The following is a 14,559-nucleotide window of genomic DNA, read 5'->3' as shown; positions in this document are numbered from 1 at the left end:
ATATTCTCACTGCCACCATCAGGCGGCTGATTACAACATCCCACTGTTACCTCCAAAGTCACAATCATTGCAGCACAAAACAGACAGACTAAAGCTTCCCGCCAGTGGAAGGTAAAGCAAAACTGTTACGCGCTGCACATTTCCCTTCGCCCGAACCCTAATTGGCGGGAATACTCAACCAATAGCATTTATGTTATGCATATGCGTTTTTATTTTGTCATTGGAATGTCACATGCCTGTCCGAGCTAGCGCTGCCCGAGTGAGTATCATCACTGCTGGCCTGCTTTTTCTTTCTGCCTGCAGCCAGAATGCCAGTAATGATGTCGGTTTGTATGCGCAAGCCAGTAATCAGCTCACCAGCCAGCTGGGCGACATGATGCAGGAAACCAAAACCTTACAGACAAAACGGGCCACCAACACACTGGCGCTGGAACTGGAACGCCCCAGCACTCTGCTGACCTCAGACCGGCTGACGCAACAGGCAAAAACCTATGCCGATATCACCCAGCAACAGTTCGCACTATACGCCCTGAACCGTTCCCTGCAGGACTACAGCCAGGCCCTCAGCGAACTGGCAGGCGCCAAATACCGCGGCGACATTGACTATGCCGCCGCCAAACTCAGTGGTTCGCTGATCTCGGCAAACAAACAGTATCTTGCCCTGACCGATACACCCCTGCTGGATGCCAGCGATGACACCTTCCACATACTGTCATCCGCCATCGCGGGGATAGGCGCCACGGTGGCAGAATCTCAGCGGCGCAAAGCCCTGAAAGACATCATCATCAAGGCCGATCCGACCATCAGCACTATCTGCGACACCATCAGCCAGCGCCTGTCATCCGGCAGGCTGTACGCCGCTCTGCTGTCGGAACGCCGGGATATGCTCAGTACCGATATCCGTCGCTTCAACATCATGAAAACGCAGGGAAAGCTCAGCCATGAGGCAGTGATCGCCCAGATTGAAAGCCTGACTCAGCGCTCAGTGGATATCGCTTCAACCGCGCTGATCTTCAAGCAGATGGCCAAAGCCACGCAGACACTGAAAGAGAAGCACCACGCGATTTCCGAACTGGTTGCTAACAACAAGTTCAGCGGTAAAGCCTTCATCCGTATTGCCGGCGAGCTCAGCGAAACCGGCCGTCATTATTCATCACTGAACAATCTGCTGGGTAGCTGCGAAACCGGCTTTGCGCTCAGAGATGATCAACTTGTTTGCAAGGAGGGGTAAGATGACCGACAAACCATTGGGCAACTACCTGGTTGAAGCCATCGACGAGCTGCGCAAGGTGAAAGAAATCACCCTGAATTATGATCAGGCGCTGCAATTACAGCAAGACATCAACCTGCTGTTGACCCAACTCAGCGAAGCACTGGCATTACCCGATCTGGGCGTGACGCGTACCCAGAGTGCGGTGACAAACCTCATCACCCTGACGTCGCTGGCCAAAAAAGCCAAACACGATCCCAGCAAGATTGCCGATGTCATTCTCACCACCTCGAAAGTGGTGCGTGTGGTCGAAAAAGTGCTGAAAGGCACTGGTGAAGCGCTGCTGTAAAAGCGAGTGGCGGAGACAAGCTTGCTGCAAGCCGGCGCTGGAAAAGGTTTGATCCACACTTGCTATTAATAGCGATAATAATAGGGAAGCAAGGCCGAGTCTGCTAGAATCCCGTGCCCTCAACCTTCATGGCACAGCTTACTCATTCGTGCCGCTCTGGTATTTAATTGAAGCGTTGAGCGAATACCACCCAATCCAACCCGCACCGGTACGTGAAAAACTCAGGAACGCGTTATGATGACAGATGAAGAAAGAATTGAATTACAAAAAAATAATCCATTGCACGGTCTGAAGTTAGAAACCTTACTGCAAGAGCTGGTCGATTTTTACGGATGGGATATTCTGGACACAGCCATGCGTTTTAACTGTTTTCACACCAACCCATCGATTGCCAGCAGTGTGAAGTATTTAAAGAAAACGGACTGGGCAAGAGAGAAACTGGAAAACTTTTACCCGTACCGCTTCAAACGCATGCCTCGCGCAACAAGCGAAGAGTTCGAGTTGCCGCCACGCACCCGTACATTTCCGCACGGTCTTCAGCCGAAAGAGCCGATGGAACTGACGGTTGAATCCATTCTGAAATCGCAAGCTAAAGCCGCATCAGCCCATAAAGAGCGCTCATCACGGGGTCGTCACTTCCGCCGTTAACGCACGGCTTCTCGGTCGATCAGTTAACGACATATCAGGCATGGATGCCTGTGTAAGGCAAATCATCTCATTTACACTGTAAAACGTGCCAAATCTGGTTCTGATTTACGTATCGCACTTAAAACCAGCACTGCCTCGACACGTTACATGCCGTTTTTCTACTCTTCAGCCTGCGGCGCACTGAACGCTTTGCTGTAGAAACCTGACGGGTCAAAGCAGCACACTCTTTTCTTCCCCGAAGCAAGCATGTCGCATGCGTCATGAATGCGTTTCACGCGGGTCTTGGCCTGTTTGGCTGAAACAATCCAGTGGATCCAGTCAACACGGGCAATGGTCGTCGTTGCATCCCATATAGCACGGGCCTCAGGTGCTGCCTCCAGCGCTTTCACCAAATCATCCGGCACGTCTGGTTCAGGTTCCTCCCCGGCGAAAATCTCGAAATGTGCCGTGTCACCAATGCTGGCACCTGAAGCCACAAGCAGTGGCTTATCAATACGCAGCCAATGGCTTTTCTTGCCATCCGGTTCGAGCAAAACAGTGAAATTTTTACCGTTTAAGGTGCCTGAAACAGTAATACGCCCACGCCTTGGTAACGTCTCACTTGCCTCTTTGGGCAACACGACAAAAGCCCACTCACTGTCACCGCCCGAGTCCTTGGGGCGAAGCAAACGCGCGTCAAATTCAGCACCGCTGTTTTCTGTTTCCATGATTTGATGAGCTCCCTATGAAACTTTCCCTGACCAACGACATAGTATTTTAGCAGACAGTTATGATGGGAAAGTGAGTTTAGTCTACAGCCCCATTGCATCACTTTGTATGTCGCGCTTAAAGCCAGCGCCTTCTCAGCATTCTGCGTTGCGCGCCAGACACTCTTTGCTGGCTCAAAGAGTACCCAGAAAAGCCTTTGATTTCGCTGATTTTTTCCGGGCCGGTTGTAGGCGCTACCTAAAAATACATCCCTGTATTTTTCCCTGGGATCGTGACTGACTCTCCTTTTGATGACGCTGAGCCTGCCGATATGGCAGTACCCCGTGCCAACCAAATCACAAAAAGCAACCCGGCGCTCAACTAGGCTATTTTCATTATAATGCCGCTTCGGGCTTGTCCAACATCCGGATAAAGTGTCGGCGTCAGAACACGTATCCTTCTCCGTTATAAGCGCATTTTTGAGTAGATCACTGTGTTATCTAATCTCCTGAAGGTAAACGTCTTGCATTAGCTAAACTAGCCTCAAACTGGAAGCCACAGCGCTTTGCAACAGCCTGGCTTTTTAGGTTTGAACTAGCCATCTTTATTTCTAATCGTTGAGCTGCATTGTCATTGAAAGCATATTTCTCAACAAGTTTTACGGCTTCGGTTATGTAACCTTTACCGGTTTCAGATGTGCGTAACCAATATCCAATTTCAAAATAAGGAACAGATTTATCCCTAACAATAAAGCCGACAGCACCAATAAACCGTCCTGTTTCTTTTTCTATGACATTAAACCAAAACTCACCAGTGAAGTTGGAAAAATTCTCAAGTGCATCTTTGGTGTTTGCTTCGAGATCGCTCTTCGTTAATGACTCAGAAACCCAGGGTAAAAACTGAGAAAGCTCTGCTTTACTCTCCTCAATAACATCAAACATTGATTCAGTATATTTCAATGATGGTGGAACTAATTGAAGTCTCTCACTTTCCATCCGAGATCCTATTTTGAACATGCTTATAACGGATGAGGAACCGCAACCGCGAAGTTTGATCCGCTGCAGTTGTTTACTCAGCTGCATTGGCAAGTTCCAACTCACCTAATTTTTTCTTGGCAAACAGCCCCCTTTCGGCTACGGGAAATGACTTATCTGATGCAAACTTATCTGCAAGCGTCTTAGCACTATTACCTAAATTTAGTAATTCACGAATCAGAATTTCAGCTGAAACACGCCGGACAATAGACGAACGATCCTCCGCAGAATTGTGCAATAAGTCGAGCAAAGGTGTTTGTACTTTTATTTGTCGCTCAGCAACAACAGGTTTTAGCTTTCTTGCGCAATAACGTATATCAGTCCATTCCCATTTACGGCCTTCAATCCATGCAATTCTGCCTTCAAATAAACTTCGGTATGCCTTAGCTCGAACCGCAGGTTGGATTGCAAGAGTAGCGATTTCTTCAATATATCTATCAAGAACTGACGTGCGGCCAAGTTGAGAAAAAAGAGATGGCATCGGGCCAGATGGCGACGAAATTAATTTTGATCTAATAGCCTCTGCTATCGATTCTTCACATAGCATTTGGAAAAGAACCTTTTTATCTGCATCCTCGATTCTACCCCACGAAGTCCAGTTAGCGAGCGCTATGCACAGTGCTTCTACTACATGTTCTGGATCTGTTGCTCTTGCTATTTCAGGTAGCTTTTCTCTTGCAGCTATACGAACTTGAGGCACCCAATCATTAAGTCTTCGAACAGCAAGTGAAAAGAAAAATGTATTCGGTGCTGCGCCGGACAAAGTTCGTAGAGTTTTCTCGCGTTTGTGCCCATCCCAACTGACTAGGTCCAGCCAAGTTAGTCGTTCTTTAGGTTTTGACCATATCTTCCATTTGGGCGGAGTAGTCTCTCTTAAAGCCAAAGAGAATTCAGAGCGAATCAATCGCTCCCAGTAGTCAAAACTTGAAAGGGGCAAGTCAGATGTCACATCTATTAACGCAGACATGTCGGATACTACTACCTTGCTACCAGAATTTATTATTCTGGCAAATGCCTTCACTGCTGATTTAACTTCATCTTCCATAATCTGCGATTGTTGCACCTATTTTTGCCTCTTAACTAATAACATGAGCTCCCCCTCATCCAGGGTGAGAGCATACTAACTTATTGGCTCAGATAATGAACGCTTCGTATATTTGTTGAACTCAAAATTTTCATCTTCTCGGCAATTTTCGTAAAAATTGGCCTAGATTTTAAGCTCGTTCACTACTTGAACAAGAATTGAACGAAGTATGCTCGCGCCCTGCCCCCTCATCAGGCTTTGCCAGACTTGGAAAGTTTAAACACAAAATCACTGGAGGCCACCTTGTCCAATATCTGTCCATGGCATTGATTCAGCCACACAGTTTCAGTATCCACGGTGAGGCTCACCAAGACAAGCTGTTGATTTATAAAACAATTGCACGCTCAACAGCCGTCGATCTTTTTACAGATATGCCAACGTTGTCGTCCGGATGGAAACTAGTTGTCTCTCGCATCATAAAGCTCTTTGAGAGACACTTGACGAAAAAACAACGTCATCAATTTCGCTTATAAAGTGATTATCCTTACGCCAACAGCAACCGCTTAAACACGAGTTTCCTCAGGAATCAACGCCAAGAGATCTGTAACCCCAATGTCTTCACCGGCCTGAGAAAGCAAAGCAGAGACTTGCCCCCGATGGTGGGTTTGGTGATTAAAGAAGTGAAGAACCAGACTTGAAAACCGTTTGTTGGCAGGAACGCCTTTGCTGTTGTGATAACTAATTAAGCGATCTAAATCTGTTTCAGTGAGTTCATCTATCCAACAGATAATCTGACAATCCAACCAAGCCCTTTGTTCGGATAAAGCAGTAAAATCTTCAAAAAGTATCTGATCCAAACTACTCGGGTTGGGAAGATTGACCACCTCACGTAAAGAGGACTTGCAAGACGGATGCGAGGAAAATCGCTTGAGCCAAATAATATCGCCCACAAGAATGTGATTCAAAGTACCGAAAATGGAACCAAAAAATGCGCCACGATCCTTGGTCAACTCTTTCGTATCTAAGCGACTCGCAGCCTCGTAGACCTTAGTGTTCATGCTCTGATTGTAGGCGGCCAGCAATGTAAAGTGTTCTTTAAGGCTCATCAGTATTTCTCCTTGCACATCACGAATGGCGTGGACTCCTCTCGCATCAGGCTTTGCCACACTGGGTATGCCTGATTACGACATCGCCGAAGGCCACCATGTCAAAATCTGTCTATGGCATTGATTTAGCCAAACACAGTTTCAGTATCCACGGTGAGGATCACCAAGGCAAGGTATTGATACACAGAACCATTTTACGACAGTCAGTAGTCGGAGAAGCGGGGGCTGTCTGTATGTCGTGCTTGAGTTCTGTGCTTCTCTCGCCATGGTGTGACGCGCGCCAGACACTTTTTGTCGGCTCAATGTATGGTCCGCCTCGTTTTTGCAACTACAATTTTAACGGGAGTGGTTTGCGCTGATGTTGCCCGGGCGGTTGTAGGCGCTCCTTGCGCTCAACCAAGCTATTCCTTAATAAGACCATTTTGGGCTTGTCCGTAATTACTATGTACGTTTTATAGCGACCACTGAATATGAATGCCAGTGCTTCATTTTACCCAACGAAGTCTTTGCCGTTTCGTCACGTTCGAAGTACCTGACTACTTCAAAATCCGAGAACAAAGCCTTAACCTCTGACTCAGATAAAGGTGTTGTTGGGCTACGGTGATTTTTAGCCCAACTGTCTTTTGTCCCCATAAAGTCACCGGCAAAGACACCACCAATTTCAATCGACGATTTGATATTGCCCCAAGTTGCCTCAAAGATGTTCGGATCAGCAAAGAATAAACTAGAGTTAGCGATGACTAGGCCAACCTTAGGATAGTCAAAAGACTCAAATGAAGACTCTGAAATTTCCACCAGCGATTTAGCTCCAAATCGATCTCTGCATATCGCTACAGAATCAGGATTAATATCGAAGCCATGTACCTGATAACCTTGCTGCTCTAGATATTGGATATCACATCCGGTTCCACAACCACAGTCGGTAGCTATTTTGAGGTTTGATGCATTTAAACTAGCCGCAAATTCCGTCCGCTTTGAATGAGGGCGAGACAATGCCTTTTTGTAGTACTGGCGCCAGATCTCAGCATTTTCATCCATAAGCTTATTATTTCCCTGAAAGTACATAACATTTCATTACACGATCCAGTATCTTACTCAAACACCTTATGCGACCCAATTGATATTCTGAGCTTTTGTCGCACTTTATGAACTACCCTGAAGTTCAGCGTCGCAGATGCTGGTGAAAAAGCGACTGCGGTCACTGAGCGCTTTCAGGGGCGTTTATGAGCTGGTATTCATTTTGATTGTCAGTAAACCACTCTTTCATTGCCTTTCGCGATAGTTTGATGCCGGTTTGCGGCTGTTGTGGCATGGGGAGAAACGCATCAGGGATTTTGAAGCGGGTGAGTTTGTCTGCCAGCCAGAGGGGCAGTTGCAGGGCTGACAGGTCGCTGGCGCTGTCGATCAGGGCAATCGGGCGGGCGCCGTATTCGGGGCTGTGCACAGGGATCACCATACTTTGCCTGATGTCCGGATGGCGGTTCAGCACGGCTTCAATTTCTTCGCAGTGGATGTTCTCGCCGCCGGAAATAAACTGGTTATCGGCACGACCTGTGATGCGAAGTTCACCGTCGATCCACTGGCCGACATCTTTGCTATCAAACCAGCCCTGTTCATCCACCAGCGGGATAAGCTGGCCCTGATGATAGTAACCGCTCGCTAATATATCACCTGCGATATAAATCCGGTGGTTTCTCAACTGAACCTGACGGTTTGGCAGCACACGCCCGGCGCTTGCGATGTGGTCAGTCGGTTTGGCCGTCACCGTCGACGCCGCTTCTGTCATGCCATAACCCAGCCAGGTTTCAATGCCACTGTCTCTGGCCTGCTGGCACAGTGGCAAAGGCACGTCACTGCCGCCCAGTAGCACATGGCTGAGCTGCAGCGGCTGATGATGATCCAGCAGCCGCTTGAGCTGCGTGGCCACCAGCGACGCATGGGTCGCCCCCCGAATGTCCTGTTCCAGCTGACCGCTGCCGATTTTCAGGCAGGCACCGGCACTGAGCCAGCGGTACAGAATCGACAGACCGGAAACGTGATACATGGGCAGACTGAGCAGCCAGCAATCGTGCTGCTGAAACGGAAACACTGCCAGCAGACCACGGGCCGAGGCCAGATGCTGAGCCTGGGTGTGGGCGACCGCTTTGGGCACGCCGGACGAGCCTGAGGTAAAAACAATCGAGGCTATTTTTTCTGTGTCGCGTTGTTCTGTGTCGCGTTGTTCTGCGTCTTGTCGTCCTGCATCGCGGGCAAGACACGGCGCCGAGGAGGCAGCCGGCGCTTGCAGGTTCAATATCTGGCAGCCTTTGAATAAGCGCAGCCTGTCCTGTTCAGACAAACCGGCGATAACAGATTCACTCAGCCATAAACATCTTGGCTGCCCTTCGCCATACAGCACACGCAGTTTGTCCTCCAACACCTGACAGGGCTGCGGCATCGTCAGGGCCGTGATCGCACCAAGCTGGCTACAAGCCAGATGGAGCATCACTACATCCGGCGAGTTGTTGCTGACCACGGTCACCACAGCACCTTCGCTCACCCCCTGAGCGGCAAGCACGCGCGCCAGATGGTGAATCTGCTCAGTCAGCGCTTGCCAGGTGTATTCCGTATCAGCCGTGATCAGGGCGATGTCATCAGGCCGCGTCTGAGCCCAGGTGTGCCAGAGGCAAGGCTGGTGCGGACTCATGACTGCCATACCTGTGTCTGTTCCTGTAACGACTGAACCGGCAGCGAACTGCCCGGCCAGGGAATTTCAAGCTGCGCACTGAACAGATGAAGTGTATCCAGCCCGGGCAGGCTCTCTGGCAGCAACCAGTGAGACAGGCGTGCGAGCTGCGTCAGCCCCAGGCTGGACTCAAGCGCTGAACTGATCACCACTGACATGCCCGCAGCATGCGCATCCCTAATCAATTGTGCACAGCGCTGCACCGAACCGATCAAGGTCGGCTTCAGGATAAGCGTCTGAGCACCCGCCAAGCGATTGAGACTGAAATCCGGCGCTCTGACGGCAGCTTGCAAAGTTTCATCCCGCGCCAGCGCGAGGCCGGTTTCTTTACTGAAAGTCAGGCTGTCGGCCGGTCGCTGACAAGGCTCTTCAATAAAGGCAATTCGCGAAGCATGAGCAGGCGCAAGATGGCGGGCGAACTCACGCGCCTGCGACAGCGACCAGGCACAGTTGGCGTCCAGCTGCAGCATCAACGACGGGTGCGCTTTCAGCAAGGCACTGATATTAACAGCATCCTGGTGCGGCGAACCACGGCCCAGTTTGAGTTTGGCAAGGCGGCAATCCGCTGGCAGGCAGAGGCTTGCGACAGCGCCTGCCGTCCCGGTGTGCACTGGCTCATGGCTCAGCAAGGGCACTGTCTGGTATGTGGCTGTGATCGGTAGTCCGCCTTGCAGTTCCAATACCGCCATCGACAGCCCGAATGCCACCGACGGCCACCGGGCACAGGCCATGATGTCCTGCCCGGCCACCCAGCGTTTGAGCGCGATGCGGCTCTGCTGTTCGGCCTGCTCGGCACATTCCACACTGAAGCCCGGCAAGGGCGCGATTTCCCCGCGCCCGATGCGCGCGCCCTCCCGCAGCTCGGCGATATAGCCGGTGCGCTCGGTTAATCGCCTGCCCCGCAGGATCACTCCAGTGTCCATCGGCAACCGGTAGCAATACAGACTGGCTGAACGCGTCATCCTGTTCACACCTTGTTTCTATATACGGTTCTGTGTTTACCGCTCAGTGATGACAGATCACGGATTGCGCGGAAATTTTTTGAAGTCCGGCTGACGTTTTTCATTGAACGCATTACGGCCTTCCTGGCCTTCTTCGGTCATATAAAACAGCATGGTGGCATTGCCCGCCAGTTCCTGCAGTCCGGCCTGTCCGTCGCAGTCGGCATTCAGTGCGGCTTTGAGGCAACGCAGCGCCATCGGGCTGTGCTGCAGCACTTCACGACACCAGCGCACCGTCTCTCTTTCCAGCTCAACCAGCGGCACAACGGTATTGACCAGCCCCATCGCCAGCGCTTCCTGCGCATCGTAAAAACGACACAGAAACCAGATTTCGCGGGCCTTTTTCTGACCGACAATCCGTGCCATATAAGCGGCGCCCCAGCCGCCGTCAAAAGACCCGACTTTCGGGCCGGTCTGACCAAAGCGGGCGTTCTCTGCCGCTATGGTCAGATCGCACATCATGTGCAGCACATGGCCGCCGCCCACCGCCCAGCCGGCCACCGAGGCAATCACAGGTTTCGGACAGGTGCGGATCTGGCGCTGAAAATCCAGCACATTCAAATGATGGGTGCCGGCGTCGTCCCGGTAACCGCCATAGTCACCGCGAACTTTCTGATCGCCGCCGGAGCAGAAGGCATCCTCGCCCAGCCCGGTGAGAATAATCACGCCGACGGACTCATCGTAGCGGGCTTGTGACAGCGCATGGATCATTTCGTTGACGGTCTGCGGACGAAAAGCATTGTGCACCTGCGGACGGGCAATGGTGATTCTGGCAATGCCATCGCTTGATGTGTGGTACTGAATATCTTCATACCCGCTGCTGCCGTTTACCCATTCGATCGGCGCATAAAGTGCCTGTTCAGACAAACCCAGGGTCATTGCCATCTCATCCTCACTCTCAGATCACTGTGTCATTTCAAGGTGCTGGTTCAGCTGACGCCTGAGCGCCATCGCAAAAGCCTGCGGTTGTTCTTTGTGGGCGTTGTGCCCGGCATGGGCGATACAGCTTGCCGGCACCCGGCTGCCATTGGTCATTCGCGAAAATTTGCTGTCATGCCCGCCGTAAAAGTAATGCATCGGTACGGGCTGCGACTTGAGCGTATCCAACAGATACGCTTGCCGGGCTAATGACGTCGCGAGCAGCAGGGCGGCAACACCGGATCCGAGGTTATCACTGCGGCAGTGGACCAAACTTTGTTTTTGCGCATGATTCAGCGAAGAAAAGACAGGTTGCTGGTACCAGTCGGCCAACACCGCATCGACAGGCTCACGGCGAAACCGGCGGGCCCAGCGGCAGTCCTGTCGCCACCGTACAACTTGTTCCTGTGTGGAAGTCAGGCCAAAGTGACCGCCTTCCACCGCCAGCAGCCGGATATTCAGCGGCGCAAACAGGCCGTTGGCCACGCCGTGCATGGCGATACGGGCACCCAGTGAGTAGCCCGTCAGCACCAGGGGCCGGTCAGCCAGCTGAAGCTTGGTCAGGCTATCGCGAACCTGTCCCGCCGCCTCATCCAGAGAGTGACAGGCAACAGCGCGGCTGCCGCCATGACCGGGCAAATCCAGCCCGATACAGGAATAGGCTTGCAGCCACTGAGCACAATCAAGCCAGTCTGCTCCGCTGCCCAGCAGGCCATGGAGAAACACCATCACCGGCTGTTCAGGCTGATCGCTCCGGGTAAGAAACTGGCTACAGAGCATGCAGATCTCTGATGAACTGGCTGAGCTGCTCGCCGGCTTCTCCCGGCGTCGTCGGGATCTCCACCAGCAGCGCGCCTGTCCCGGCAAGCAAATGCTCATTCACAACCGATTGATAAGCAGACAGTGTCGCGGTTTTGTAATACGCCAGTCCAAACTGACGGGCAGCGTGCTCAAACTGATAACCGTGCGGCATCTGGTACAGATGCTGTTTACTGTCCGGCGGGACAGGCAGCAGGTCAAAAATGGCACCGCCGTCGTTGTTCGTGACGACGATAACCACAGGTGTTTTGCTGCGGGTCAATAACGCCAGCGAATTCAGATCATGCAGCAGCGAGGTATCGCCCAGCAGCAAAATCAAAGGACTGCCGCTGGCACGCTGCACCCCTGCCGCAGTGGCGACCAGCCCGTCAATGCCCGAAGCGCCCCGGTTGGTGTAAACAGCACGCCCGTCAAACAGAGTAAACATGTCAACCAGTCTGGCAATCAGGCTGTTACCCAGAAAGAGACTCGCCTGCTGACCCCTGTGGCTCAGATCCATCGCCAGTGCCAGCTCCGACATTGCGCCACTGGCCGCTAAATAGCTGCCGACCCTGGCATGGACCTGCTGCGCCGTGTGCCGGAGTGCCTGTCGCCACTGCTGCTGATGTGTCTGTCCGGGCAGCGGATCATCAGCGGCGGTTTTTGCTAACGCTGTCAGGGCCTTGTCTGCCCAGTCGGCAATACCCGCGACAAAATGGCATTGCGGCAGGTGGTCCGGATTGTGACGTGCCCTGTCGGCCGACACATACCAGTATTCGCCCTGCCTTTCACCGACCTGCCGGGCAATCCACTGGGTCAGGCGCTTGGAAATCAGGCGTGAGCCAAACTGGAGGATCAGATTGCACTCATTCAGCGGCGCGGCCAGCTCGTCAACCTGCAGCCAGAGATCGTAGTGCGCCCAGTCACTGCCAATCCCCGATTGCGGATCGCACAACAGCGGACATGCCAGCGCTGCCGCCAGTGCGGCCACCGCCTGCGCGTCTGAAACAGACATGTCACCGGCGATAATGACCGTCTTTTTGCTGCGCAGCGCCTGAATATCATCAGGCACAGTGACCCGTGCAGGCTGAACAGACACACAGGTAAAAGGCTGCTCCGCGCTTCGCCAGTGAGCAAGCAACCCTGTGTAATAGCCCGATTCATCCGGCGGGTCTGGCGAATACAGAGGCTCCGGAAACGGGCAGTTTATGTGCACCGCACCACCCTGCTGACGCTGGCGAAACAGCAGCTCATCTACCGATGTCAGCAGCCAGCTTAACGGGACAGTCACAGAAGGGCTGGGCAGATCCAGGCTGGCGGTCACGTGAGAAGAGAAGATTCCCGGCTGGCAGATCGCCTGATTGGCGCCGCAGCCGATCAGTTCGACAGGCCGGTCGGCGGTCAGCAACACCAGCTTTTCACCGGTCAGTCCCGCTTCAACCACAGCCGGTATCAGATTGGCCACCGCGGTGCCGGAGGTCACGATAACCGCCACAGGCTGGCCGCTGGCTTTGGCCATACCGAGCGCAAGAAAGCCCAGTCCGCGCTCATCAAAATGGGTATGCAGATTCAGTGCCGGATGCGCGTCGGCTTCCAGTGCCAGCGGTGTCGAGCGTGAACCGGGGGCAAGGCAGAGCTCTGTCACCCCCAGGCGTGACAATTCTTCGAGCAGGGTTCGCGCCCAGATCCGGTTCAGGTGAGCCTGTCCGCCAATCATCAGGCCACCTCAGACACGTGCGTTGCGGCAGCGAAATCTTGGATTAGCGCCAGCAGGGTCGACATTTTCCTGTCCAGCTCCTGCCATTCACTGCTAGCTTCAGAGCCTGCCACTATGCCCGCTCCGGCAAAAAGCTGCAGTTGATCCTGCATGACATAAGCGCTGCGGATCGCCACACAGAATTCTGCTTTTTCGCGACTGACATAACCCAGCGAACCAGCATACCAGCCGCGGTCAAACGGTTCATACTGGCGGATAAACTGCATGGCTGAGCTGCGGGGCAATCCGGCCACGGCAGCGGTAGGTTGCAGCGCATGGAGCAGATTCACGCCACAGACGCCGGGTTTGAGCCGGGCACGAAAGTGGCGTTTTAAGTGCTGTACCTGACACAGTTGCAGCAGTGCTGGCGATGCCTCAACATCAAGATTATCAACATAGGGCGCCAGACGATCGGTAATATCGTCCACCACGTACTGATTTTCCTGACGGTTTTTCGCATCCAGGCTGAGCCAGCGGGCCCATTGCCGATCCTGTGCAGGTGTGCGCCCGCGGCCAATAGTACCGGCAAGTGCTTCGGTCTGAAGACTGGCACCGTCACGCTGATACAAACGCTCAGGGCTCGAGCCCACAAACCCCCGTTGCTCATCCAGCGCCAGCATGAAATGAAAACTGTGCGCATTGGCCTGACGGCTGGCACTGAGTAATTGCGCGGCTGATATCGCAGAATTGATTGCTACTGTGCTCTTTCTGGCCAGCACCACTTTGTCGAACTGCCCGGCCTGAATGCCCGCCAGCACATCGCCGACCAGCTTGTGCCAGTGAGTGTGATTCGGGGTGTGGCGCACAGACACGATCGGCGCCGCTGTCTCTGCGCCGCTAATGGCAGGCAACACGCTTTTCTTGGTCACTAATTGTCTGAGCTTTGCTATCACTGATGCTTTGCCGCCATGCAGGTTCACCGCCAGTGACCATGTGTCGCCCTCGCGGATCAGCTCAATACAGGGCAGGAAAAAATAAGAACACAGCGTCGGATCGCTGCGGTTTTCCTCAGCATCAAAAGCACGGCAGCCCCACACACGCTGTTCATCCTGGAGCAGGGCGCAGGCAGGCTGCGGATCGGAATAAACCGCATGCTGGCCCAGTGCCACCACTTCCTCCTGACCATCACGCGATTGCCAGTACAATTTCGGATACAGCGTCTGGGCATCCAGCCAGTCGACGCCCGACACGTCAGACTGAGCCGCCAGCGGCTGTCTCAGCCGGGCAGTACTTTCCGGCGCCGTGCGAACACGTTCAATAAGTGCACTGACCGTCTGACATAAATGCGACACCTTGACCTCAC

General features: G+C 53.0%; 13 protein-coding genes and 1 pseudogene. 3 read left to right on the top strand and 11 right to left on the bottom strand.

Annotation, left to right across the window (positions count from 1 at the left end; translation table 11 throughout):
• The first annotated feature begins 232 nt into the window (after nt 1-232).
• From H511_RS0101850 to H511_RS0101840, 3 genes are all read left to right on the top strand, one after another.
• Complete coding sequence (locus H511_RS0101850; RefSeq protein ID WP_027250780.1) at nt 233-1,231, top strand: hypothetical protein; 999 nt, start codon at nt 233-235, stop codon at nt 1,229-1,231.
• A 1-nt stretch (nt 1,232) separates the two neighbouring features.
• Nucleotides 1,233-1,559, top strand: a complete 327-nt coding sequence (locus tag H511_RS0101845; RefSeq protein WP_027250779.1) for a hypothetical protein — start codon at nt 1,233-1,235, stop codon at nt 1,557-1,559.
• 237 nt (nt 1,560-1,796) lie between these two features.
• The gene (locus H511_RS0101840; RefSeq protein WP_027250778.1) at nt 1,797-2,207 is read left to right on the top strand and encodes a VF530 family protein; all 411 of its coding nucleotides are present in this window, start codon (nt 1,797-1,799) and stop codon (nt 2,205-2,207) included.
• Between the two features lie 158 nt (nt 2,208-2,365).
• Here H511_RS0101840 and H511_RS0101835 read toward each other — a convergent pair whose 3' ends face one another.
• From H511_RS0101835 to H511_RS22210, 11 genes and pseudogenes are all read right to left on the bottom strand, one after another.
• Complete coding sequence (locus H511_RS0101835) at nt 2,366-2,914, bottom strand: YdeI/OmpD-associated family protein (RefSeq protein WP_027250777.1); 549 nt, start codon at nt 2,912-2,914, stop codon at nt 2,366-2,368.
• Nucleotides 2,915-3,359: 445 nt separating this feature from the next.
• Nucleotides 3,360-3,889 (bottom strand): annotated as a pseudogene (locus H511_RS22220) (GNAT family N-acetyltransferase).
• Between the two features lie 73 nt (nt 3,890-3,962).
• Entirely contained in the window at nt 3,963-4,973 is a 1,011-nt protein-coding gene (locus tag H511_RS0101825; RefSeq protein ID WP_211225165.1) for a hypothetical protein, read from the bottom strand.
• A gap of 542 nt (nt 4,974-5,515) precedes the next feature.
• A complete protein-coding gene (locus tag H511_RS0101820; RefSeq protein ID WP_027250775.1) occupies nt 5,516-6,058 on the bottom strand; it encodes a DinB family protein in 543 nt (180 codons plus the stop codon).
• Between the two features lie 441 nt (nt 6,059-6,499).
• Nucleotides 6,500-7,096, bottom strand: a complete 597-nt coding sequence (locus tag H511_RS0101815) for a class I SAM-dependent methyltransferase (RefSeq protein WP_027250774.1) — start codon at nt 7,094-7,096, stop codon at nt 6,500-6,502.
• 160 nt (nt 7,097-7,256) lie between these two features.
• The gene (gene menE, locus H511_RS22215) at nt 7,257-8,753 is read right to left on the bottom strand and encodes an o-succinylbenzoate--CoA ligase (protein ID WP_051287694.1); all 1,497 of its coding nucleotides are present in this window, start codon (nt 8,751-8,753) and stop codon (nt 7,257-7,259) included.
• Nucleotides 8,741-9,745, bottom strand: a complete 1,005-nt coding sequence (gene menC, locus H511_RS0101805; RefSeq protein ID WP_036758397.1) for an o-succinylbenzoate synthase — start codon at nt 9,743-9,745, stop codon at nt 8,741-8,743. The genes menE and menC overlap by 13 nt, the downstream gene beginning before the upstream one ends.
• 57 nt (nt 9,746-9,802) lie before the next feature.
• On the bottom strand, nt 9,803-10,669 hold the full coding sequence (gene menB / locus H511_RS0101800; protein WP_027250772.1) for a 1,4-dihydroxy-2-naphthoyl-CoA synthase: 867 nt from the start codon (nt 10,667-10,669) through the stop codon (nt 9,803-9,805).
• 18 nt (nt 10,670-10,687) lie between these two features.
• Nucleotides 10,688-11,482: a 2-succinyl-6-hydroxy-2,4-cyclohexadiene-1-carboxylate synthase gene (gene menH, locus H511_RS0101795; RefSeq protein ID WP_027250771.1), complete on the bottom strand. Its 795-nt coding sequence runs from the start codon at nt 11,480-11,482 to the stop codon at nt 10,688-10,690.
• Nucleotides 11,472-13,217: a 2-succinyl-5-enolpyruvyl-6-hydroxy-3-cyclohexene-1-carboxylic-acid synthase gene (gene menD / locus H511_RS0101790; protein WP_027250770.1), complete on the bottom strand. Its 1,746-nt coding sequence runs from the start codon at nt 13,215-13,217 to the stop codon at nt 11,472-11,474. Before menD ends, menH begins: the two co-directional genes overlap by 11 nt.
• Nucleotides 13,217-14,548: an isochorismate synthase gene (locus H511_RS22210; RefSeq protein WP_051287689.1), complete on the bottom strand. Its 1,332-nt coding sequence runs from the start codon at nt 14,546-14,548 to the stop codon at nt 13,217-13,219. Before H511_RS22210 ends, menD begins: the two co-directional genes overlap by 1 nt.
• Nucleotides 14,549-14,559 lie beyond the last annotated feature (11 nt).

The sequence above is a fragment of the Photobacterium halotolerans DSM 18316 genome (assembly GCF_000425165.1).
GTDB classification, from domain to species: Bacteria; Pseudomonadota; Gammaproteobacteria; order Enterobacterales; family Vibrionaceae; genus Photobacterium; species Photobacterium halotolerans.
This window is presented reverse-complemented; position numbering and strand designations above follow the sequence as displayed.

Coding starts and splice junctions, on each gene's coding strand:
- menH (WP_027250771.1), bottom strand. CDS start 11,482: ATGCTCTGTAGCCAGTTTCTTACCCGGAGCGATCAGCCTGAACAGCCG.
- menE (WP_051287694.1), bottom strand. CDS start 8,753: ATGGCAGTCATGAGTCCGCACCAGCCTTGCCTCTGGCACACCTGGGCT.
- H511_RS0101850 (WP_027250780.1), top strand. CDS start 233: ATGCCTGTCCGAGCTAGCGCTGCCCGAGTGAGTATCATCACTGCTGGC.
- H511_RS0101845 (WP_027250779.1), top strand. CDS start 1,233: ATGACCGACAAACCATTGGGCAACTACCTGGTTGAAGCCATCGACGAG.
- menD (WP_027250770.1), bottom strand. CDS start 13,217: ATGATTGGCGGACAGGCTCACCTGAACCGGATCTGGGCGCGAACCCTG.
- menC (WP_036758397.1), bottom strand. CDS start 9,745: ATGACGCGTTCAGCCAGTCTGTATTGCTACCGGTTGCCGATGGACACT.
- H511_RS0101815 (WP_027250774.1), bottom strand. CDS start 7,096: ATGGATGAAAATGCTGAGATCTGGCGCCAGTACTACAAAAAGGCATTG.
- H511_RS0101835 (WP_027250777.1), bottom strand. CDS start 2,914: ATGGAAACAGAAAACAGCGGTGCTGAATTTGACGCGCGTTTGCTTCGC.
- H511_RS0101825 (WP_211225165.1), bottom strand. CDS start 4,973: ATGGAAGATGAAGTTAAATCAGCAGTGAAGGCATTTGCCAGAATAATA.
- H511_RS0101820 (WP_027250775.1), bottom strand. CDS start 6,058: ATGAGCCTTAAAGAACACTTTACATTGCTGGCCGCCTACAATCAGAGC.
- menB (WP_027250772.1), bottom strand. CDS start 10,669: ATGGCAATGACCCTGGGTTTGTCTGAACAGGCACTTTATGCGCCGATC.
- H511_RS0101840 (WP_027250778.1), top strand. CDS start 1,797: ATGACAGATGAAGAAAGAATTGAATTACAAAAAAATAATCCATTGCAC.